The sequence below is a fragment of the Photobacterium sp. OFAV2-7 genome (genome assembly GCF_022347985.1).
In the GTDB taxonomy this organism is placed as follows: Bacteria; Pseudomonadota; Gammaproteobacteria; order Enterobacterales; family Vibrionaceae; genus Photobacterium.
This window is the reverse complement of record NZ_JAKRFQ010000007.1, coordinates 26,958-48,186: the sequence shown is the minus strand read 5'-3', so window position 1 is coordinate 48,186 and position 21,229 is coordinate 26,958. Positions and strand designations below refer to the sequence as shown.

The following is a 21,229-nucleotide window of genomic DNA, read 5'->3' as shown; positions in this document are numbered from 1 at the left end:
GCCCCGGGCTTTCACATCTTGCTTAACAGACCGCCTGCATGCGCTTTACGCCCAGTAATTCCGATTAACGCTCGCACCCTCCGTATTACCGCGGCTGCTGGCACGGAGTTAGCCGGTGCTTCTTCTGCAGCTAACGTCAAAGATTACCGCTATTAACGATAACCCCTTCCTCACTGCTGAAAGTGCTTTACAACCCGAAGGCCTTCTTCACACACGCGGCATGGCTGCATCAGGGTTTCCCCCATTGTGCAATATTCCCCACTGCTGCCTCCCGTAGGAGTCTGGACCGTGTCTCAGTTCCAGTGTGGCTGATCATCCTCTCAGACCAGCTAGGGATCGTCGCCTTGGTGAGCCGTTACCCCACCAACTAGCTAATCCCACCTGGGCTAATCCTGACGCGAGAGGCCCGAAGGTCCCCCTCTTTGCTCCGAAGAGATTATGCGGTATTAGCCATCGTTTCCAATGGTTATCCCCCACATCAGGGCATATTCCCAGGCATTACTCACCCGTCCGCCGCTCGCCGCCCATAATTTCCACCGAAGCTTCTATCATGTCGCTGCCGCTCGACTTGCATGTGTTAGGCCTGCCGCCAGCGTTCAATCTGAGCCATGATCAAACTCTTCAATTAAAGTTTTGTTGGTCTTGCGACCGGCTCAATGAATACTGTTAATTCACTACCGAAGTAATGAATGAATTGACTGTGGATACTAAAAGTATCATTGGTCACTCAGCTTCATTGATAAATCTTTTGACTAATCATTTCACGAGTGCCCACACAGATTGCATGGTCAAATTGTTAAAGAACAAATCCGATACGTTGCTGGCTTAAGTCGCCGTGCTCCGTGTCGGTGAGGCGGCATTATAGAGACTTCGATCGCTCTGACAAGTGTTTTTTGCAAAAAAATCACCGCCTGACGAATATTTCAACTAATGTGATGTAAAAGCCTCTAATTTCAACATTAGAGGATCGTCACATTCACTAACTAGCAATTCCAAGTCAATGAAAGTAATATCGATGTGACTCTGTTGTTAAAATAACCAATAACGCCTTCTCTTATAATATTTATGACGATGTAGCTTTGAATATGAAATTTTCCAAACAAACCATGATAGCAATAGGCGCTATCGCCATTATCGGGGCTTTAGTTTTTAGCTTTCTTCCTTTTTCTCCCGGTATCTCCTTTGCTTTAGGTGTCATTACGGCTGTTGTAGCCATTAATCATCTAGAAAACACTCAACCATCAATCAATAATTCAGATGCTTCTCAAAGCAGCAAAACCCTCTATGTCGGCAACCTGCCCTATCGTGCCAATGAGAATGAAGTGAAAAAACTATTTGCCGAACATGGTGAAGTATTTGCTGTACGCCTTATGAAAGATAAGCGTACAGGTAAACGTCGCGGGTTTGGTTTTGTTGTAATGAACAGTAATGATGCCGATACCGCCATTGAACAGCTCAACAACAAAGAGTATGGACAGCGCACTCTGAAAGTACGAGAAGCCAACGAACCTAAATCTTCGGATAGCACAGAGACTGAATAGCCTCCAACTGCATCTCTTGCAAACTACGATTCAGTGCCGCGACATGATTGTTCGCGGCACTGTTGTATGTAAGATTCAAAATTGAAGCAGAAGAGGCTGTCGCCTGTTCACCTAGCAATGCCTTCACTCGATTTGCAATCGCAAGGCCGGAATCAATGATATGCACTGGCGAACCAAAAGCGACTGCGATTTCTTGTTTGATTAGCGGAAAATGAGTGCAACCAAGCACGATGCTATCTACTTTATCCTGCCAAGGATGGAGGATCTCTGCCAATTCCGTGATTGATACAGCCTTACCACGCAGTTTCTCTTCAGCCATTTCGACAAGCCTGGTTGACCCAATACGAAAAACTTCACAATCACTGGCAAACTGTTCCACCAGCTTATTAGTATAGTCGCGCTTTACGGTAGCTGGTGTTGCCAGCAGACCAATTGCTTTTTGCTTACTGATGAGCGCTGCGGGTTTAATAGCAGGAACAACCCCGACAACCGGAATCGTTAAGTTCTTGCGCAGTGACGGCAGTACAACTGTACTTGCGGTATTGCAGGCAATGACGACTAGATCAATCGAATGACGCTCAACCAAAAGAGACACTATATGCTGAGTACGCTCGATTAATACATTCTCGAGTAGTTCACCATATGGAAATGCAGCATCATCGAAAGCATAAACATACTGAAAACCAGGTAGCTGGGCATAGATTTCCTGGTAAACCGATAGTCCACCAACACCAGAATCAAAAATAAGCACCCGTTTCACTATTTACTACTCACCGAAAATCGACATCAGGGCGCTCATCATACTTCGAACTGCTGCAGATAAAAAATACCCGTTGAAAGAGAATGATTAGTTCAAAAGAAAGTATCGTTGATAGTGGAATCTTTCCTGTCTTTCACAGTCCGTTTTGCTAATCGCTAACTCACCCGAAAAACAAGGGGCTCTCACGACTAACGTATGAAACTCTCCGTCTTCACCACAGGGGTCAATATTATCTGGCAAACTGGCAATAAACTCAGCCGTATACCAGTTACCACAATAGCTACCATCTAGTTGGGAGGTATCGACTGTTGTTATCAAGGTTTTGATACCACTTTCTAGTATTTCCTGAGCCAACTCTTTACTGTCACGGCCTAGTAATGGAAAGACACATTGCCAGCCTGCCGGTTCAATATAGCTTCTACGGTATTCGGCAATACCGTTGCAGAACATATCACCAAAAGCAACGGCCTCTATCTCTAGTCCACTTGTCCGTAGTCCCTCAACAACCAAAGATTGGTATATATCATTGGCGGGAAAGACTTCGGGCAACTCGATAGCGACTAACGGCAAACCAACAAGCTTCGCCTGCTGCCTGACAACTTCGATCGGTGTAGCCTGAAAGGGCACTTCATCTTCAAGGTAAGTGGTATATAAGCCGACAACCTCAAACTTGGGATCATTGAGTAGCTTAATAAGGGTGAGGGTTGAGTCCTTACCGGAGGACCAGCTAACAATAGTTTTTAGAGGTTTCATTAAATAGAGAGGCTGCATCTGGGCAACCTCTCTCCATATGATTAGAATTGATAAGTAGTCTGCAAATACCAGATACGATCCTGAGCCTTATAATCTTTACCTGTCGAATAATCTTTATCAAACAAGTTATCGATACGGCCTGAAACCTTCCATTGCTCTGTCACTGAGTAATTAGCAGCTAACTCCCAAACAACATAACCTGGTAAGTGCTCCAAATTACTAGGATCAGAATAACGCTCACCTTGATATCGCAAGCCTAATGTAGAGTCCCAATCATCACCAAAGTAACTGCCTTTCCAACTTGCCGTCTCTTTAGCCCGGCGAGCCAGTTGCAAGCCTTTCGAATCTTTAGGATCTGCATAGCCGAGGCTCAATTCGTGGGAAATGATACCTGTTTCAAACTGAGCATCAAATTCCACACCCTTAATATCAGCATCTACATTCTCAGGAATCCATGTCGGTGGATAATAAATAATCATGTTATCCACTTCAGAGTCATAGAAACTCACTCGCCAAGATACTAGTTCATGATTCCCCTGAACTCCAACCTCACTTGATTGGGATTCTTGAGGCTTCAAGTTAGGGTTACCGCTACCTGGGTAGTACAGGTCATTAAATGTTGGTGCCTTAAACGCGGTACCATGACTACCAAAAATGCGCATATCGTCTGTAAACTGCCACCCTAACGCAAGTGACCAAGTATTATTATTGCCATAGCTTTCGTTATCATCGTGACGAACACTTGCATCAAGAATAAAAGCTTTCACTTGTGCTGTAGTTGTGACAAAAGCGGCCTTATTTATTCTTGAATCATCCGTATAGTTCGTTGTGCCATCAACAGATTCATTTTCATAGTCAAGGCCCGCACTTAAAACCCATCCAGAAACAGGTTCAAACGTATTCAACCAGTTAAAGCTTTCTCGTTTGGTTACAAACTGACTTATCGATGCTGGCGATGATTCAGGAAAACTCGTGGCATCATTCTTATATTTGCTAAAGCGCAAGCTACTATGCAAAAGCTCTGAAGAATAAACACCTTCAGCAGTCAGTTGATATACATCTTGTTCTGTACGATTTAAAGACCCAAAAGAGTCATACTGAGAATAACCGTCATTATAAAGCGCACTAAAGTTAGCACCCAACACATCACTAAACTGATGGCTCAACCTAGCAACCAAATCCTTCGTTTTATAACCATACTCATCTCCGCTATCAACTGAGCTGCCTTCTTTGATGTTATAACCATCTGTATACTCAGTATTTATGGTTACTTGACCAACAGTTTTATCGTTGATTTCCCCAACAGAGCGCCATGCTCCCTGATAATAACCATCTCCACCTACACCAGCTAGTAGCTCATGTTGGGTATCATAATGATCTGGCACAGTTATGATATTGATTACACCACCAATTGCATCGGCACCATAAATTGCCGCTCGAGGGCCGCGAATCAACTCAACTCGTTCAATCACTGCAGCCGGAATACCCGAAAAATCATAACCGCCAGCTGTTGCAGAATTAATACGTACTCCGTCCAAAAGCACTAGCGTGTGTGAACTTTCCGTACCACGGATAAATACCGAGGTCTTCTGTCCACGACCACCACTCATGTCAACTTGCACCCCAGGCAAATAACGAATGACCTCAACAAGGGACTTGGCTTGGACTTGCTGGATCTGTTCTCTGGTAACAACATCAAGTGAAGCCAACACATTTCCTGCTGGCTGTTCAAAACGGTTGGCCGTCACAACCATGACTTCATCTGATGTACTTTCTTCTGCAAAAGCCTGACTTTGAAGACACAGCGGGGCCAACGCCACTGCTAAAAGCGTTTTTTTCATTTTTATGGATACCTTAAGTCGCGTTTATTACGAAGCAGATAATCTGCTTGGTACACTGGTTGGTCTTCGGACTTAAGAGCTTGGTTGGACAACCACCTAAGGCAACAACTTCCCACTTCAATAACTGTATTGCACAGCATGCAGAAGCAGTGTTCGGAACTTTTACGTCCATGTGCTTTCGTTCTCTATCACCGCTGCGCGTCAGTCACGGATTCCCACCGTGTTCCCGGCCTGTGTTCAGGCTAACCAGCGCAAAGCGAATGCTAGTTATCATTTTGAAGAATGTCTAGTTTTGTTTGTTATGGCATATGACGAATCGTTTCCCACTACACTTTTATCAGCAACAACACTGGACATCGGTCAGTAATGCAATAAAATCTGCGCTCTTAATTTGAGCAGTTTGAGGCACACACGATGGCATCCACCGCAATCAATCCAGCTGAGTATCAACCCCAGCTAGATGAAAAAGCAGAGCGTATTCAAAATATCTTTGCAGATTTTGAAACCCCTGAGCTTGAGGTGTTCGCCTCTCCTGCAGAACATTACCGCATGCGTGCCGAGTTCCGTGTTTGGCACGAAGGCGAAGACCTGTTCTACATCATGTTCAACCAGGAAACTCGTGAAAAATACCGCGTCGATCAATTTCCTGCTGCCAGCCGCCTGATCAATGATTTAATGCCATTGCTGGTTGATGCCCTTAAGCCTGTCAAGGCGCTGCGCCATAAACTATTCCAGGTTGATTTCCTCTCTACCCTTAGCGGCGAAATTCTGGTTTCTATGCTGTATCACCGTCAGCTTGACGATCAATGGGTAGCCGAAGCCAAAGCATTGAAACAAAGCCTGAATGACGAAGGCTTCAACCTCAACTTCATTGGCCGGGCCCGCAAGCAAAAAATCGTATTGGATCAGGACTTCGTGATTGAAAAGCTGAAGGTTAACGAGCGCACCCTGACCTACAAGCAAGTCGAAAACAGCTTTACCCAGCCTAACGGTGAAGTGGCGCAAAAGATGCTGGAATGGGCCGTTGACTGTACCCAGGACAGTGAGGGTGATCTGCTGGAGCTCTATTGCGGCAACGGTAACTTTTCGCTGGCACTGGCACAGAACTTCGAGCGCGTGTTGGCCACGGAGCTCGCCAAGCCATCGGTCGACTCTGCCCAATACAATATTGCGGTTAACAACATCGATAACGTACAGATCATCCGTATGTCTGCCGAAGACTTTACCGATGCAATGGAAGGCAAGCGAGAGTTTCGCCGCCTGAAAGATCAGGACATCGATTTGCAGAGCTATAACTGCAACACAATCTTTGTTGATCCACCGCGCTCGGGAATGGATGAAGGTACCTGCCGTATGGTGCAGGGCTATGACCGTATCATGTATATCTCGTGCAACCCGGATACGCTGAAAGATAACCTGGACATCTTGGCTGAAACACACCGAATTACCCGGTTTGCCCTGTTCGACCAATTCCCATATACCCATCATATGGAAGCTGGTGTTTTGCTTGAGCGCAAATAACAACTTACTCTTCTCGCTCTATTGAGCCGGGAAGCAGGCATTAAAAAAGGCGCCGAGGCGCCTTTTTTCGTAAACAAAAACCTTAGGCTTATGCCTCTTTCGGTCTTGGTGACATCACACCCAGCTTGTAAACCACCCAGAACAACAGGCCCAGAGTGATAATCAGCGGTAGGTAGCTAGAACCCATATCTGGTACGAATGAACGTAGGAAACCAGAATAACCAAAAGCACCCGCCAGGAAGCAGGCAAAGGCAACCGACGGTGTACCTTCAGACATCGGCTTGCTCAGGTATTCCTGATACAGGCAGTACACTGCCAGACCGAATGCAATAACAGGGAAAACTGAAAACGACACCGCGCTTGATGTGAGTACTGCTAACGTAGCATTGCCACACAGGCCTGCTAACAAAGATAGAAGCAATGTTTTACGTTCAGCTTTTACTTGTTCCTTGTTCATATACTTTCACCAACAAAATAAAGTTAGAGTTTCTGCCTGAGCTCACGACGCTCACGCTCTTTACGATACCAATAGGCACCCTTTGCAATCATTCGTAACTGCATGATCAGTCTTTCAGCATGCTCGGCACGAGCATGGCTATCCAAATCCAGCGCTTCCGCACCGGAGCTGAATACCAACGTTACAGATGCCTCAGCCTGAGTGAAGGCCTCGTCATGAGTAACGCCGGTTTTGGCCTCAAGATACTCGGTCAACTCAGCCACAAAGTGCTGTATTTCCCGAGCAACAGCCGCACGAAACGCGGGGGAAGTTCCTGAACGCTCGCGTAAAAGTAACCTGAATACGTTCGGGCTACTTTCAATAAATTCCATAAAAGTTTCGACAGAGGTCCGGATCACACTGCCTTCTTCGGCAATGCGTTGACGAGCCTGACGCATCAACTGACGAAGGATCAAACCACCCTCGTCAACCATAGTCAAACCAAGCTCATCCATATCCTTAAAATGACGATAGAAGGAAGTGGGTGCAATACCTGCCTCACGCGCCACTTCACGCAAACTAAGATTCGAAAAGCTTCGTTCTGCACTTAGCTGATTAAATGCAGCATCAATAAGTGAACGCCGGGTTTTTTCTTTTTGCTGAGCTCTGATACCCATGAACCTGTTGTTTCTCTTTAAGCTTTTTGTGCAACTATACGCTTTTTTGATAGCTACTTCAGCGAGAATCGCTATTTCGCAGCAATCAGAACATAGTAATTCCTGATAAGAGCTGAATCAAAGCAGTAATTGTTACTTTTCACTACTGGCTCACAAAGTCGCAGGCTTACTTCACGGGCAGGCTACGTCTCGTTTTCACCGCGTTTATGCTCCGACAACGTGATCATTACCTATCTATCATCACCCGTTTATTCTACCTACTTCCGGAAAAAGTTAAACTATAGCGACAGCAATGTTGCACGGATGATAAGAAAGGCCTGAACAATGACCCAATCAAAAAAAAAGAATGCCCAGCACTTTGACGCCATTATCATTGGCAGTGGTCCCGGCGGTGAAGGGGCTGCCATGGGGCTCACCAAGGCAGGCTTCAATGTGGCTATCATTGAACGGGAAGAAAGCGTTGGCGGCGGCTGTACGCACTGGGGAACCATTCCTTCAAAAGCCTTACGCCATGCCGTCAGCCGGATCATTGAATATAATCAGAACCCGCTATACTGCAAAAACAACTCTACCCTGCACAGTACCTTCAGCCAGATCCTCGGCCATGCCCAAGATGTCGTCAACAAACAGACCCGAATGCGCCAGGGGTTTTATGACCGTAACCAATGCTCCATTATCTTTGGCGAGGCGAGCTTTACAGACACCCACACTGTAAAAGTCAAAACGGCAGACGGCAGCCATGATTATTACAGTGCCGATAAATTCGTAATTGCAACAGGCTCGCGCCCCTATCAACCTGCAGATGTCGACTTCAGCCATTCCCGGGTCTACGATAGCGACTCCATTTTGCAGCTCAAGCACGACCCACGCCATATCATCATTTATGGTGCCGGTGTTATCGGCAGTGAGTATGCCTCAATTTTCAGAGGGCTCGGCGTCAAGGTCGATTTGATCAATACCCGTGACCGACTACTGGAGTTTCTCGACAATGAAATCTCCGACTCGCTGTCCTATCACTTATGGAACAGTGGGGCAATGATCCGCAACGGTGAAACCTACGAGCGCATCGAAGGAACCGAAGACGGGGTGGTCCTTCATCTGCAGTCCGGCAAGAAAATGCGGGCCGACTGCCTATTGTATGCCAATGGCCGAACCGGCAATACCGACCGCCTCGCCTTGGGCAAAGTAGGCCTGACACCGGACTCTCGCGGACAGCTGAAAGTCAACCAGAACTACCGTACCGATGTTGAACACGTCTATGCCGTCGGCGATGTGATTGGTTACCCGAGCCTGGCCAGTGCCGCCTATGATCAGGGACGCTTCGTCGCACAGGCAATTTCCAACGGAGAAGCGCAAGGTCAGCTGATCGACCATATTCCTACGGGAATTTATACCATTCCGGAGATCAGCTCTGTCGGGAAAACCGAACAAGAGCTGACGGCAGAAAAAGTACCTTACGAAGTCGGACGCTCGCAGTTCAAGCATCTGGCCCGAGCACAAATTGCCGGTACCGAAGTCGGCAGCCTGAAAATTCTGTTTCACCGCGAAACCAAAGAGATCCTGGGGATCCACTGCTTCGGTGAACGTGCGGCCGAGATCATTCATATCGGACAAGCAATAATGGAGCAAAAAGGCGAAGGCAACACCATCGACTATTTCGTCAACACGACATTCAACTATCCGACCATGGCCGAAGCCTACCGTGTTGCAGCTCTCAACGGACTAAATCGGTTATTTTAATCCCTAAGCACAAAAACGGAGCCGAGGCTCCGTTTATTTCATCTCAACAAAACGTTACTGACTGTCCATCAGCCGATTGTCTGGCGTCAGGATAGTCGACCACGGCAATGTTTCATCACCCAAAGTAATAAAGTTCGGGTTCTCCAGCGTATCTCGCTCGTTGTAGGACAGCGCCGTCAAATGAGTATTCAAAATACGCCCACCCGCTTCTTCGACAATACATTGCGTCGCGGCGGTATCCCACTCCCCGGTTGGCCCCAGGCGTAAGTAACAATCGACCGTGCCTTCAGCCACCAGGCATGACTTAAGCGCCGCTGAGCCTAATGGGACCAAGTCATAGTTCAGGGAGGGATCGAGACGGTTGGTGATGGCACTGATATCCTGGCGACGGCTGATTGCCACAGCGATAGACTGAGCAGGCAGCTCATGTTTATGGGTAGAGATACGGACAGTTTCACCTTCAGCCGTCACCTTCCATGCTCCCTTGCCATGATAGGCATAATAGGCCACACCAGATACCGGCGCATAGACAACCCCCATCACCGGGGTGTTATTTTCGACCAGGGCAATGATTGTCGCAAAATCGCCACTGCCCGCAATGAACTCCTGGGTACCGTCCAGCGGATCCACCAGCCAATAACGCTGCCATTGGCTTCGCTCAACCAGCGGGATTTCCGCATCTTCCTCAGAAAGGACAGGAATATCCGGCGTCAGCTCCGCCAGCTTTGCAACCACCAGCTTATGCGCCGCCAAATCCGCACTGGTTACCGGGGTATTGTCCGTTTTAATCTGTTTTTCAAACTGGCCACGCTGATAAATATCGAGGATCACCTGCCCGGAAGCTCGGGCAATCTCGATCACTGAAGGTAATAGGTTCGATAAATCCATAACTCGTTCCTACTGGGATAAATGGTTTAATGCGAGAAAAAGCGCAGTAATACTGCGGGCTTCAGCAAAATCGAGATGATGCAGCAGCTCTTCAGCCTGACTCACAGGCCAGCGAACAATTTCCAGCGGCTCCGGCTCGTCACCTTCTAACTGCTCAGGGTAAAGGTCCTGAGCCAGAAACAGCGTCATCCGGCTGGAAAAATAGGACGGAGCCAGTACCACCTCTTTCAGCGGAACCAACTGGCGGGCCCCGAAGCCGATTTCTTCTTTCAGCTCGCGGTTCGCTGCCTCTGCCGCCTCTTCACCCGGGTCAATAAGTCCCTTTGGGAAGCCTAGCTCATATTGCTCTGTCCCTGCTGAATACTCCCTGATCAACAGTAAATCACCTTCGGCGGTCACAGGAACGACCAAGACTGCATGTCGCCCGCTGGGCTTCATTCGCTCATAGGTACGCTCGACACCATTAGAAAAACGCAAATCAAGCGATTCAACTTTGAAGAGTCGGGATTGGGCAACCACTTTCGTTGCCAGTATTTCAGGTTTATTCTTGTCCGCAGCCATGCCAGTGTCCTGTATCATCATCTTAGCCCTACTGGCTGATAGCAAGCTTGTGCAAGCGGATCATCTGCCACAGGGTATTAGCTATTTAAGGGCAATAGCCAGGCGAAATAAAGTAAATTTTAGGGAAAGCGTTAAGTTGAGTGAATTACTCAACTATTAAAGGCGTCCATTATAGCTAATTTTGTAGCGGCCCTTAGGATCCGGGTTACCCAACCATTTAAGCTGCTGGCTAAGCTGAGCGGGAAATTCGGCTCCAGGTTTAAACCAACCGCTCAAGGTATAACGGTGATCGGTTGCCAACACAGCCTGCCATTCACTCGATACATCGGCCGATGACTGAGCTAAATCAGCTGCAACCTTGCCTTGCTCACAGTTGAGATCAGCTATCACCGGACCAGGATTGAGGCCTCCCATCGGTGAACTGACATTACCAGCCGTCCAAGCCAGTGAGCCTTTCAAAACAGAACAGTAAGGTGCCTGATACTGATAATCCCGCAATGTCAGCTCCAGATTACCTGCAACGGTAACAGGAAGCGGTACCCGGGCAAACTTCATGACCTGCTGGGCAGGCATGGATACCAACAAATTTTCTGCAAATGGTCCGCTGGTACTATAGCCGACAATACCACGGCCATTAATGTTCATGTCACTTCCCTGACCAAAGCGGACATTGAAAACAGCTTTTCCTGACAGCAGCGACAGCGAAGCCATATCCCACTGCAAGCGGCCATAATTTTTTCCCTGCCACTGAACCTGTGATGCCATTCCCTGCCATGGTGTTCCGCTAAGACCTGATATATTCAGGCCTCTGACTGGCGGAACCTGCTGCCAGACCCAACTGGCAGGCACATGAGCAACCAGGCTCGTCATTAACACGGCGCCAAAGGTGACACCTAACCCTAACTTATACTTCACTACTATCCTCGGCCCAGCTGTAAACGACCCACTTCTACCATACCGGCGCTATCTGCTTTTGATACGTCCAGGAACTGGGCATCAATCCCATGTTCTTCCTTGAGAAAAGCCAGCCAGTTAACCAATGTATTAAACGGCAACGGCTTAACCCACACCTGAACGGCTTCGCTTCGGGGCTGCATTCGAATAAGTTCGATTCGAAATCGACGTGTAGTTTCATTAACCACCTGGTTAAGCCCTTTATTGCTGATCGCCCCCGTAGAGCCCGACTGGCCACGAAGCGTTGTGATCTCATCAGCTTTCGTCGACACCCAGCTCAGCAGCTGACGTTCGGTCTGCAACCGTCGCTCGGCCATCTCGGCACGGTTGGCCAATGGCTGCCACAGGCCCCAGTAGAGCACTGCAATAATCAAGGCCCCGCCACCACCGAGCACCAAACGCTGTTCTCGGGCACTTAAGGCCTTCCACCATGCATTCATGATTTTCTCCTTAGTACCACCGAACCGGTCACCTGATTGCCTTCCTTGTTAAGCTGGCCTTGTTGCACCTCGAACTGTTCAGCCAGTAGCGTACGCAACTGCTCAAAATGCTGGAACTCTGCTGAACTTGCCTGAAAGCGCAATTCGGCACGGTTCTGATCATATTTCAAATTTTGAACACTCAACTGAGGAATTTTACTTAGTGCCGGCTTGAGCTGAGCCAACCAACGCAGCAGTCCGTCTTCGCTGCCAGCTCCTCCCAGACGAGCCAGTTCACTGTTCATCTGCCGCTTGAGGTAACTCTGAGACGGTATGCGTTTATACTGAGGCAATACCTGGCGGAAAATACGCTCACTTTCTGCCTTATAGACAGCAGCCTGGGCTTCCATCCGCTGGACCGAAACGATATGTTCACCAACAAGGGCCACTAAGACCAAGCCTGCAGCAATCGCGACTTTACGCCATGGCTTGAGATACTTTCGCCATGCCGGTTGCTGTTTGTATGCACCAGAGAGCAAATTAACCTTGCTCGCTTCTGCGCCCAATGCCAACAACTGCATCACCAGCTCTGGCGTTTCCGCCTGCCATTTGCCCGACACCTTTGCCGGTGCCGGTGTATAGTGACGAATAAGCAATGGCTGCACTGTGTCTGCATCCTGCCCGGCAACAGCACCTTCAGCGGTTGGGGACTCACTATCATCACCAATCGAGTCAGTCGCTGTAATCGGCATTTTCTGAGCAAGCAGCCAAGCATCGAGCCACGAAGCCTCGGCACATACTCCCAAGGTTTCCGCCTGGCGGATCAACCACTGGCCTTCCAGCTCGGCAGCACTGTAGCTGTCACTAAACAGCGGCAGGCACAGGCAATCAGGCAGCAGCTTTTTCACTTCTATGCCAGCGTCATCCAAGGCGCTTAGCCACGCCTGAACCTTACGGTGCTCAACCACCGCAACATGGGCAGTATCACCTTCGCGTTTAAGCAGGTGAACATGCAATGCGTCGACATCCTGGGCCAACTCTTCTTCCAGCAGGTATGGCAGTACAGAGGCTAGCTGCCGCCCACTTCCGGTAGGGATTGCCACTTCGGTCAACAGCACATCTCCAGCCGGGATCAGTGCAAAGACCTGGCGCTGGGCAGCATATTCAGTCAGTTCGTTTAACTGCCCGAGATCAGCCAGCTGACCGGATGCAATCACTTCTTTCTGCTGTGGCGACCAGACCAGCCATTGCACCGGCTGTTCAGGCCGGCTACTTAGCCTTATCGTCAGAAATTCGCTCACTGATTCCTCCATAACGGCGACGTATTACAGTCACCTTTTCTTGACCGTCACGTTTAAGCAAGGCCACTAATCTAACCCTGGATCTATCGACCAGAATTTCTGTATCCAATTGAAAATAATCGCTGCTCACGGCCAAATATTCTTTGGCTTGTTTTTTCACCTCGTCTCCCAGGCGGGCAATCGTGGCCTCGGCCATAAAATCATCGGGCTTCTGCCAGCCATCATAAGGGCGATCGGCGATCAGTTTCTGGGCATCCGATAAAGACAGCTCCGGTGCAAACAAACCTACCAGCAAGGCAGCCTGGTGCTCATAAAGAGTATTGACATTAAGCTTCATGTCGGTTGTTGGAATGGCACACAACAGCGGTTTCACTTTGCGATATATCTGAGCACTCACGCCGTTAACGGCCCGAAACTCGCTAACGTCGGCCATAAAATCGCTAGGCGGCAAATACGGTGGCTGAAAGCCTTCATAGGTACTGTCACCAGCCCCAAAGGCTGAATTAATCGCCTCGGCCGGATCGACAAATTCCCAACTCGAATCTGCAATCACTTCGGCGTCATAGTTTTCGACACCCGCCTCTTCCAAGACAGACTGCAGGACTCGAACCAAAAATGGCTTCTTGGTGCGATCCGCCTCCAGCGGCAGCCCGGACAAGGCATTGAGATTAAAACAAGCCTGCCTGTCGACGATATCACCGATCGCCTCACCACCATCAAGCGGGTAGCGCTGGCCCTGCGTGGCCCAGGCCTGACTGAGGTTCACCGTATCGCTATCATCAATCCCCTGCTGAATGGCGACCTTGCCAAGCTCTTCCATACCCAGCGCATACCAATAGGCCTGCTGGTTCTGCACCTGGTTTTCTACCCGGTAGAAATTAAGCTGCAACCGCTCGCTCATCTGGGCTGCCAGCAAGGTCATCAGGGCCAGCAGCATCAGCACAACAATCAGAGCAACCCCTTTTTGCTGTCTCATCAACTGCTCTCCTTATCGTCAGCACTCAGTGCAGAGATCGGTAGCATATAGACCCGTTCAATCTCGCCAAAGTCTTCCAGTGTCATCTGCACCATAATGCCTTCAGGCAGGGCTCCGCCCTCGCTCCATGCCTCCTGCCACTTTTTATTACTGTAGAAGCGAAAAGACAGCTTGGTCACGCCCGCCAGTACCTGACGAGTCAGCGGCTCGCTACCGACCACGGTATCCGGGTAGCGAAACCATACCCGCTCAAGGGTATCTTCGATAATGCGGTACCCAACCCGGACATTCTCTCCCCGGGGAAACATCTGCTGAGGGTTTTGCCAACCAGTGCGGGTGAACATGATGCCGTGACTCGACGAGTCAAGCAGGTACTCGCCAGTAAGCAGCAGCTTGTCGCTGGCCTTCTCCCCCTGGTTTCGCGTTTTTCTGGCAACAACCTGACGAAAGTCATTATCCATCATGACCATGGCACGCTGAATTTCCTGCAATCGGGCATTGTGCTCCCGGGACTGTTGGTCACTGGTCTGAACCCCGCTCATGACCTGATAGGCCGAAAGGCTCAACATCGCAAAGACGGCAATAGCAACTAGTACCTCCAGCAACGTAAAACCTTGCTGTCGCATCATTTTCGTCTTCGTCGATAGATTGTGTCGGTTAATTTTCAACATAAGTTCTCAGCGTCACAACCGACTGTTTTCTTGCCTGATCGGTGGCAACTGTTACATCCAATGCCCGCAGAAAGCCATCGGCCGTCTTGGTGCTTTTGATTGACCAGTACCACTCGCGCCCGGCCAGCTCTGATTTGCCCTTTTTTTCTGTTGTCGGGATCTGGCCGGACAGACGCATTTTCGTCAGCTCGTTATCTGCCACCATGGCAGCAAAGGTTTTCTCTTCCAAATAACCCAATGTATTGAGATGCTGGCTGACAGCCTTCATCACACTGAGTGCCGCTGTAGCAAATACGGCCAGTGCGACCAGGACTTCAAGCAAGGTCATGCCGCGATTTCCCTTTTTCATCGCGTCGTCCTTTCTGTCTGGCTTTCGACTGTTTCCCCTGGAGCCAGCAAAAACAGCTGCCCCAGCTCGTCAGCCTGAACCCGCCAGAACTGATTTTCCCCGTCGACCTCGAACTCAAGGCTAAAAGGGGTGTATTCACCGCTGGCCATCACAACCACTTGCGGCGGCTTAATTTTCTTCTTGTCAGTTTGCTCAGCAAACAAGTCTTCGTCGAACAGCGAACCCGGTTTGAACAAGCGATCCTTGTCCTGCCAAGAATAGCCGCCGATTTCGACTATCAGCTTAATGTCCTCGTCCATTTCAACCTCAGTGAAAAAGCGAGACTCCTGTATAGGTTGCCAGTCTTGACTGGTTAGCTGAAGAAACTGATAACGATTTCGCTCGATCCGGACGCCATAGTCGATGCCGTTAAGCAGGGCATCCTCGCCCAATAGCTGAATCAAATGATGAAAACGTGCAGCCTCTTCTTTTACCTTGTCTTCCTGACTCTCCGGCAATGTAACGATCACCGCCACCGCACTGGTTGCAAGCAATACCAGCACCAGTAGAATTTCAATTAAGGTAAAACCTGCTGCACGTTTCTTCATTCAATTCGTCTCTGAGTCGATCAGCGCTTAGAAGTCCAGCATGTTCCAGTTACCGATATCGGTATTCACGCCTTCGCCACCGTCCTGACCGTCAGCACCCAGGCTGAAGATATCCACAGCACCATTTTCCCCCGGCATCACGTAGTTATAGTCATTGCCCCATGGGTCTTTTGGCAGACGTTTGATATAACCACCGTCACGATAGTTACGAGGTTCCGGGCTTGATGACGGCTTGGTCACCAAAGCATCCAACCCCTGATCGGTATTCGGGTAGACACTGTTGTCCAGCTTGTACATATCCAGCGCCTGCTCCAGTGCACTAATGTCAGTAACCACTTTCTGCTGATCGGCTTTCTCTTTGTTACCTAACAGATTCGGAACAACCAAACTGGCTAGCACACCCAAGATAACAATAACTACCATCACTTCCAGCAGCGTAAAGCCGCGTTGTTTGCGTTGCATTGAAAAGACCTCCAAAGAAAAAAACTACATGCCAACCATGTTGTTCAAAGCAATAATCGGCATCAGGGTGGCAATCACGATAAACATCACGATGCCGGCCATGGCGACGATTAGTAAGGGTTCAAAAATACCCAGAGCCATATTCACCAGAGACTCAAAGTCACGATCCTGGTTGTCGGCAGCCCGGGTTAGCATTTGCTCTAGCTCACCACTGCGCTCGCCACTGGCGATCATATGCAGCATCATTGGCGGAAAGAGCTTGGTTTGTTCGAGGGAAACACGTAGGCTTGCACCTTCGCGAACCTTATCGGCCGCTTCAAGCACCTGCTTATTGACCCAGGTATTGGTCATCACATCCGAGGCGACCTTCATGCCGTCAAGCAGCGGAATCGCACTGGATGTACAAATTGACAGGGTACGGGCAAAACGCGAGGTATTCAGGCCGCGGGCAACCTTGCCGATCACAGGCAGTCCCATGACCCAGCGGTCCCATCGCAAGCGAAAGTCCGGTTTCCTCAGTGCCGCCTTGAGCAGCATAACCATGCTGACAATCGCGATTAGGACAACCACTCCCCAGTTCTGAACGAAATTACTGGCCGCCAGCAGCACCTCGGTAATGGTCGGTAGCTGCTGACCCATCTGGACAAACTGATCGACAATCTTGGGTACCACGGTTGCCAGCAAGAAGGCCACAACACTTACCGCGACCAAGGTAAGCATGGTCGGGTAAATCATTGCCTGCTGCAGCTTGCTCCGCATCTGCTGGCGGTTTTCGGTATAGTCCGCCAGGCGGTTCAATACCGTATCAAGATGGCCGGATTTCTCACCGGCAGCCACCATAGCGCGAAACAGCTGATCAAAGATATGGGGATACTCAGCCATGCTATCTGACAGGGTATAACCCTCTACAACCCGTGAGCGAACCGCCAGCAGCATATTCTTCAGCCGTGGCTTTTCACTCTGTTCGGCAACCGCCTTGAGGCATTCTTCCAGCGGCATCGAGGCCTGCACCAAGGTTGCCAGTTGGCGGGTGATCAGCGACAACTCGGTAGTACTGATCCCACGGCGTAACTGGAAGCCACCACTGGCTTTCTTCTTCTCCCGCTCATGGGCCTGGACGACATCAATCGGGATCAGCCCCTGCTCCCGCAGTTGCTGGCGTATCTGCCGGGCTGTATCACCCTCCAGTACGCCTTTTTTCTGCCGTCCCTTACTATCAAGCGCCTTGTATTCAAACGCAGCCATCTGTTACCCCTCCCTGGTGACTCGCATCACTTCTTCAAGGGTGGTGACACCTGCCTTCACTTTTGCCAGACCGTCATCACGAATACTAGGCGTATGTGCCCGAATGGCTTTTTCAATCGCCAGCTCACCGACTTCGGCATGGATCAGCTCCTGCACGTTGTCATCAATCAACAACAGCTCATGAATACCGGTTCGTCCCCGGTACCCCTTGTTATTACAGGTTTCACAGCCCACGGCACGGTATAGTGTCAGTGGTTCAAACTCGGACAGACCAAACAGCTTCTTCTGCTCGGCATCCGCTTCATAAGGCTCACGGCAGCTTTTACACAGTGTCCGCACCAGACGCTGGGCCAGTACACCCAACAGGGAAGACGACACCAAAAACGGCTCAATCCCCATGTCCCGCAAACGGGTGATGGCACCAACAGCGGTATTGGTGTGCAGGGTAGATAGCACCATGTGACCGGTCAGCGAGGCCTGCACGGCAATCGAGGCCGTTTCCAGGTCTCGGATTTCCCCGACCATGACGACATCCGGGTCCTGACGCAAAATCGCTCTCAGGCCACGGGCAAAGGTCATATCCACCTTGGCGTTAACCTGGGTCTGGCCGATACCGTCAATATCAAATTCAATCGGATCTTCGACAGTCAGGATATTACGCTCCTGGCCGTTCAGCTCCTGCAGACCCGCATACAGGGTGGTCGACTTACCCGAACCTGTCGGCCCGGTAACCAAAATGATCCCGTGCGGACGCTGAATAATATGCTGGAAATTTTTATGGTTGCCAGGTGTCATTCCCAAGCTATGCAGATCTAGTCGGGTTGCATTCTTGTCAAGCAGACGCAACACCACCCGCTCACCGTGTGACGACGGCATTGTCGAAACACGTACATCGACGGCCCGGCCACCGATACGCAACGAGATACGGCCATCCTGCGGGACCCGTTTCTCGGCAATATCGAGCCTAGCCATGACCTTGATCCGCGAGACCAACAACGGGGCCAACTTACGGCTCGGCTGCAGTACTTCGCGTAACACGCCGTCAACCCGAAAGCGAATAGACAGCACTTTCTCAAAGGTCTCGATATGAATATCCGACGCCGCTTCTTTGATAGCCTCTGCCAGCATCGCATTGATCAACTTGATGATCGGGGCATCATCTTCGGACTCCAGCAAGTCTTCGGTCTCCGGCAGCTCTTCAGCCAGCGAGAAGAAGTCATCACTGTCAGAGCCCAGATCCTCCATCAGCTGACGGGCTTCCGACGAGTCGCGCTGATAGGCATCCGTCAGCTTAAGCTCGAACTCTTTGTCGCTGAGCGCTTGCGGAATGAACGCCCCACCGGCAACCCGGCGAACTTCCGCCAGCACAGGTGCTGTCAGTTGGCCACTATAGAACAGAACCCAACCCTGCTCGTCTGACTCCAGCACCACCCGGTGGCGCTTGGCAAAGGAAAATGGCAACCGGAATAAAGGCTGAAGTGCCGTCACCGGATTATCGGCATCCATTACTTCGTCTCCAACTGGGCAACGAAGGCACGCACTTCCGGCGGCAGCGAAATATCTTCACCGTACTTCGGCAATACCGGCGTCTGGGTATCAGGCATCAGGCGCAGACCTTTATCAGCACGGTAGAGCTGCTCGGCACGGATGTAATTGTATTTGCGCTGGGTAATACCGTCTGCGGTAACACCATCGCGAATAATAGTCGGCTTGATAAATACCATCAGGTTGGTTTTGGCCTTGGTGGTATTGGTCGACTTAAACAGGTGACCGAGAATAGGGATGTCGCCCAAGATTGGAATTTTCTGTTCGCTTTCGTCCACCTGCTCCTGGATCAGGCCGCCCAACGCAATCATCTGACCATCCTGTACCAATACAGAAGTGGTTAGCTGGCGCTTGGAGAAACGCACGTCGACCGCCCCTTCAGCACCAAGGACATTGGATACTTCCTGCTCGATTTTCAGCTGGACAGAGTCACCTTCGTTGATCTGCGGCACCACATTCAGTTTGATCCCGACTTCCTTACGCTCGACGGTCTGGAACGGGTTGTCGTTATTCGAACTGGAGGTCGAGCCGGTCACGACCGGTACCTCCTCACCGACGATAAATGATGCCTCGCCGTTATCCATTACCGTTATACTCGGCGAAGACAAGATGTTTGAGTTGCGATCCGAGGCAACGGCATTCACCAGCGCAGTCCAGTCACCCATCACGATACCCAGGGCAGCACCATTTACGCCACCCAGCACACTGCCCAAGGTACTATAATCACCCTGAGTTGCTTCATTAACTGTAGTTGTACCGTCAGAGTTAATTACAGTGGAGCCTGGTACATCCTCAGCTTCTTTCAAGCCAATCGCATATTGGGAAATTGGAATACCGGAGTTACCAAACTGGATAACACCGCCATCCAATGATCCCCACTGAACACCGAAGTTAACTCCGTCACCTTCGGCCAACTCAACGATCATCGCCTCAATCAGTACCTGGGCTCGACGAATATCCAGCTGCGCGATGATGTTTTCCAGTGCGCGCATGATATCTGGCGGCGCTGTCAGGATCAGGGAGTTGGTATCGACATGGGCCGAGATCATCACTTCGGCGTTGCTACCGGAGGTTTTCTTGCTGCCGCCTTGCTTTTCGGCCTGCAGGTTGTCCGACACCCCTTTCAGCACATCTACCATTTCTTCGGCATTGGCATACTTGAGGTACACAACCCGGTTATTGCCCGAGGTAGCCATTTCCTTGTCGAGCTGACGGATCAGGCGTTTGAGGCGATTACGCACCTTAGGATCGCCCGATAGCAATACCGCATTGGTTCGCTCGTCGGCGACCAATTTCGGCTGTAGGAACTGCGGTGTTGACTTGGAATCAGCAGACTTATTGAGCGCATCAACAATACGTACCATTTCCGCGGCCGAGGCGTTGTTTAGCTCGACGACATCGATCTCTTTGTCGCCGGCACGGTCAACACGCTCGATGATTTCGGCCAGACGGTTTACCACCGCCGCACGGCCGGTGATCATAATAATGTTGGCCGGGTCATAGTGCACCACGTTACCCGCACCGGCATTGTCATTGAGCTGGCGAAGCAGCGGAGACAGCTCACGGACCGAGACATTGCGAACGGCAATGACGCGAGTGACCACCTGATCGCCCTTGATCTGATCTTTGCTACCGACCACAGGAATAGCTGAAATCTTCGCATCCTTGTCACGAATGACCTTCAGCACCCCGTTATCCATTTCGACAACGGCGAAACCGTAGACTTCCAGTACATTGAGGAAAAACTGATAATACTGCTCGTCATTTAGCAAATCATAACTGCGAACATTTACCTGACCGCGAACAGCAGGGTCAACAATGATCGTTTTCTGCAGATTGCGCCCAACAATATTAATGAATTCCTGAATATCGGTTCCTTTGAAGCTGGCACTAAAGTCATTTGCCAGTGCGGAGCTGCACAACAAACTCCCGGCCAGCAACAGGGCACGTTTACCCATCCATTTTTTCACAAAAAACTCCTGCTTTATGTCGCGTTGTTGCC

At 50.1% G+C, this 21,229-nt stretch carries 21 protein-coding genes, 1 rRNA gene and 1 riboswitch; of the genes, 3 read left to right on the top strand and 19 right to left on the bottom strand.

Annotation, left to right across the window (positions count from 1 at the left end; all coding sequences use genetic code 11):
- A 16S ribosomal RNA gene (locus MHN01_RS01945) occupies positions 1–628 on the bottom strand; the annotation flags it as partial.
- 457 nt (positions 629–1,085) lie between these two features.
- On the opposite strand from MHN01_RS01945, the gene MHN01_RS01940 reads away from it, so the two are divergent.
- Positions 1,086–1,541, top strand: a complete 456-nt coding sequence (locus MHN01_RS01940; RefSeq protein WP_239409797.1) for an RNA-binding protein — start codon at positions 1,086–1,088, stop codon at positions 1,539–1,541.
- On the opposite strand, the gene murI is transcribed toward MHN01_RS01940, so the two are convergent.
- The 3 genes from murI to MHN01_RS01925 all read right to left on the bottom strand — a co-directional run bounded on the left by murI (position 1,510) and on the right by MHN01_RS01925 (position 4,895).
- Positions 1,510–2,304, bottom strand: coding sequence for a glutamate racemase (murI, locus tag MHN01_RS01935; RefSeq protein WP_239409798.1), 795 nt, complete (start codon positions 2,302–2,304; stop codon positions 1,510–1,512). The two genes, MHN01_RS01940 and murI, sit on opposite strands and share 32 nt — an antisense overlap.
- 84 nt (positions 2,305–2,388) lie before the next feature.
- On the bottom strand, positions 2,389–3,054 hold the full coding sequence (locus tag MHN01_RS01930; protein ID WP_239409796.1) for an adenine nucleotide alpha hydrolase: 666 nt from the start codon (positions 3,052–3,054) through the stop codon (positions 2,389–2,391).
- A 41-nt stretch (positions 3,055–3,095) separates the two neighbouring features.
- Positions 3,096–4,895 carry a TonB-dependent receptor domain-containing protein gene (locus MHN01_RS01925; protein ID WP_239409795.1) on the bottom strand — a complete coding sequence of 600 codons (1,800 nt, stop codon included), beginning with the start codon at positions 4,893–4,895 and terminating at the stop codon, positions 3,096–3,098.
- Positions 4,896–4,934: 39 nt separating this feature from the next.
- Positions 4,935–5,161, bottom strand: a riboswitch (cobalamin riboswitch).
- A 148-nt stretch (positions 5,162–5,309) separates the two neighbouring features.
- On the opposite strand from MHN01_RS01925, the gene trmA reads away from it, so the two are divergent.
- The gene (gene trmA, locus MHN01_RS01920; protein ID WP_239409794.1) at positions 5,310–6,416 is read left to right on the top strand and encodes a tRNA (uridine(54)-C5)-methyltransferase TrmA; all 1,107 of its coding nucleotides are present in this window, start codon (positions 5,310–5,312) and stop codon (positions 6,414–6,416) included.
- An 88-nt stretch (positions 6,417–6,504) separates the two neighbouring features.
- On the opposite strand, the gene MHN01_RS01915 is transcribed toward trmA, so the two are convergent.
- Positions 6,505–6,873, bottom strand: coding sequence for a YijD family membrane protein (locus MHN01_RS01915; RefSeq protein ID WP_239409793.1), 369 nt, complete (start codon positions 6,871–6,873; stop codon positions 6,505–6,507).
- A 23-nt stretch (positions 6,874–6,896) separates the two neighbouring features.
- Positions 6,897–7,529: an HTH-type transcriptional repressor FabR gene (gene fabR / locus MHN01_RS01910; protein WP_075762200.1), complete on the bottom strand. Its 633-nt coding sequence runs from the start codon at positions 7,527–7,529 to the stop codon at positions 6,897–6,899.
- Positions 7,530–7,853: 324 nt separating this feature from the next.
- On the opposite strand from fabR, the gene sthA reads away from it, so the two are divergent.
- Positions 7,854–9,269: a Si-specific NAD(P)(+) transhydrogenase gene (sthA, locus tag MHN01_RS01905; protein ID WP_239409792.1), complete on the top strand. Its 1,416-nt coding sequence runs from the start codon at positions 7,854–7,856 to the stop codon at positions 9,267–9,269.
- A gap of 54 nt (positions 9,270–9,323) precedes the next feature.
- Here the strand turns inward: sthA and cysQ are convergent, their stop codons facing one another.
- From cysQ to gspD, 13 genes are all read right to left on the bottom strand, one after another.
- Positions 9,324–10,157 carry a 3'(2'),5'-bisphosphate nucleotidase CysQ gene (cysQ, locus tag MHN01_RS01900; RefSeq protein WP_239409791.1) on the bottom strand — a complete coding sequence of 278 codons (834 nt, stop codon included), beginning with the start codon at positions 10,155–10,157 and terminating at the stop codon, positions 9,324–9,326.
- Positions 10,158–10,166: 9 nt separating this feature from the next.
- Positions 10,167–10,718, bottom strand: a complete 552-nt coding sequence (gene nudE, locus MHN01_RS01895) for an ADP compounds hydrolase NudE (protein ID WP_160655873.1) — start codon at positions 10,716–10,718, stop codon at positions 10,167–10,169.
- 156 nt (positions 10,719–10,874) lie between these two features.
- The gene (locus MHN01_RS01890; RefSeq protein ID WP_239409790.1) at positions 10,875–11,633 is read right to left on the bottom strand and encodes a type II secretion system protein N; all 759 of its coding nucleotides are present in this window, start codon (positions 11,631–11,633) and stop codon (positions 10,875–10,877) included.
- 2 nt (positions 11,634–11,635) lie between these two features.
- Positions 11,636–12,112, bottom strand: a complete 477-nt coding sequence (locus MHN01_RS01885) for a type II secretion system protein M (protein WP_239409789.1) — start codon at positions 12,110–12,112, stop codon at positions 11,636–11,638.
- Positions 12,109–13,392, bottom strand: a complete 1,284-nt coding sequence (gene gspL, locus MHN01_RS01880) for a type II secretion system protein GspL (RefSeq protein WP_239409788.1) — start codon at positions 13,390–13,392, stop codon at positions 12,109–12,111. Before gspL ends, MHN01_RS01885 begins: the two co-directional genes overlap by 4 nt.
- Complete coding sequence (gene gspK / locus MHN01_RS01875) at positions 13,361–14,368, bottom strand: type II secretion system minor pseudopilin GspK (protein ID WP_239409787.1); 1,008 nt, start codon at positions 14,366–14,368, stop codon at positions 13,361–13,363. Before gspK ends, gspL begins: the two co-directional genes overlap by 32 nt.
- Entirely contained in the window at positions 14,368–15,039 is a 672-nt protein-coding gene (gspJ, locus tag MHN01_RS01870; RefSeq protein ID WP_239409786.1) for a type II secretion system minor pseudopilin GspJ, read from the bottom strand. Before gspJ ends, gspK begins: the two co-directional genes overlap by 1 nt.
- Entirely contained in the window at positions 15,026–15,388 is a 363-nt protein-coding gene (gspI, locus tag MHN01_RS01865; protein ID WP_239409785.1) for a type II secretion system minor pseudopilin GspI, read from the bottom strand. The genes gspJ and gspI overlap by 14 nt, the downstream gene beginning before the upstream one ends.
- Positions 15,385–15,975: a type II secretion system minor pseudopilin GspH gene (gene gspH / locus MHN01_RS01860; RefSeq protein WP_239409784.1), complete on the bottom strand. Its 591-nt coding sequence runs from the start codon at positions 15,973–15,975 to the stop codon at positions 15,385–15,387. Before gspH ends, gspI begins: the two co-directional genes overlap by 4 nt.
- 27 nt (positions 15,976–16,002) lie before the next feature.
- Positions 16,003–16,437, bottom strand: coding sequence for a type II secretion system major pseudopilin GspG (gene gspG, locus MHN01_RS01855; protein WP_239409783.1), 435 nt, complete (start codon positions 16,435–16,437; stop codon positions 16,003–16,005).
- Between the two features lie 24 nt (positions 16,438–16,461).
- A complete protein-coding gene (gene gspF / locus MHN01_RS01850; RefSeq protein WP_239409782.1) occupies positions 16,462–17,682 on the bottom strand; it encodes a type II secretion system inner membrane protein GspF in 1,221 nt (406 codons plus the stop codon).
- 3 nt (positions 17,683–17,685) lie between these two features.
- Positions 17,686–19,188 (bottom strand): type II secretion system ATPase GspE, encoded by a 1,503-nt coding sequence (gene gspE, locus MHN01_RS01845; RefSeq protein ID WP_239409781.1) that lies wholly within the window; start codon positions 19,186–19,188, stop codon positions 17,686–17,688.
- Positions 19,188–21,197, bottom strand: a complete 2,010-nt coding sequence (gene gspD / locus MHN01_RS01840; RefSeq protein WP_239409780.1) for a type II secretion system secretin GspD — start codon at positions 21,195–21,197, stop codon at positions 19,188–19,190. Before gspD ends, gspE begins: the two co-directional genes overlap by 1 nt.
- Between the last annotated feature and the right edge of the window lie 32 nt (positions 21,198–21,229).

Coding starts and splice junctions, on each gene's coding strand:
- MHN01_RS01925 (WP_239409795.1), bottom strand. CDS start 4,895: ATGAAAAAAACGCTTTTAGCAGTGGCGTTGGCCCCGCTGTGTCTTCAA.
- MHN01_RS01940 (WP_239409797.1), top strand. CDS start 1,086: ATGAAATTTTCCAAACAAACCATGATAGCAATAGGCGCTATCGCCATT.
- MHN01_RS01930 (WP_239409796.1), bottom strand. CDS start 3,054: ATGAAACCTCTAAAAACTATTGTTAGCTGGTCCTCCGGTAAGGACTCA.
- nudE (WP_160655873.1), bottom strand. CDS start 10,718: ATGGCTGCGGACAAGAATAAACCTGAAATACTGGCAACGAAAGTGGTT.
- gspJ (WP_239409786.1), bottom strand. CDS start 15,039: ATGTTGAAAATTAACCGACACAATCTATCGACGAAGACGAAAATGATG.
- MHN01_RS01915 (WP_239409793.1), bottom strand. CDS start 6,873: ATGAACAAGGAACAAGTAAAAGCTGAACGTAAAACATTGCTTCTATCT.
- gspH (WP_239409784.1), bottom strand. CDS start 15,975: ATGAAGAAACGTGCAGCAGGTTTTACCTTAATTGAAATTCTACTGGTG.
- gspE (WP_239409781.1), bottom strand. CDS start 19,188: ATGGATGCCGATAATCCGGTGACGGCACTTCAGCCTTTATTCCGGTTG.
- gspF (WP_239409782.1), bottom strand. CDS start 17,682: ATGGCTGCGTTTGAATACAAGGCGCTTGATAGTAAGGGACGGCAGAAA.
- gspG (WP_239409783.1), bottom strand. CDS start 16,437: ATGCAACGCAAACAACGCGGCTTTACGCTGCTGGAAGTGATGGTAGTT.
- MHN01_RS01885 (WP_239409789.1), bottom strand. CDS start 12,112: ATGAATGCATGGTGGAAGGCCTTAAGTGCCCGAGAACAGCGTTTGGTG.
- gspI (WP_239409785.1), bottom strand. CDS start 15,388: ATGAAAAAGGGAAATCGCGGCATGACCTTGCTTGAAGTCCTGGTCGCA.
- trmA (WP_239409794.1), top strand. CDS start 5,310: ATGGCATCCACCGCAATCAATCCAGCTGAGTATCAACCCCAGCTAGAT.
- cysQ (WP_239409791.1), bottom strand. CDS start 10,157: ATGGATTTATCGAACCTATTACCTTCAGTGATCGAGATTGCCCGAGCT.
- fabR (WP_075762200.1), bottom strand. CDS start 7,529: ATGGGTATCAGAGCTCAGCAAAAAGAAAAAACCCGGCGTTCACTTATT.
- sthA (WP_239409792.1), top strand. CDS start 7,854: ATGACCCAATCAAAAAAAAAGAATGCCCAGCACTTTGACGCCATTATC.
- gspK (WP_239409787.1), bottom strand. CDS start 14,368: ATGAGACAGCAAAAAGGGGTTGCTCTGATTGTTGTGCTGATGCTGCTG.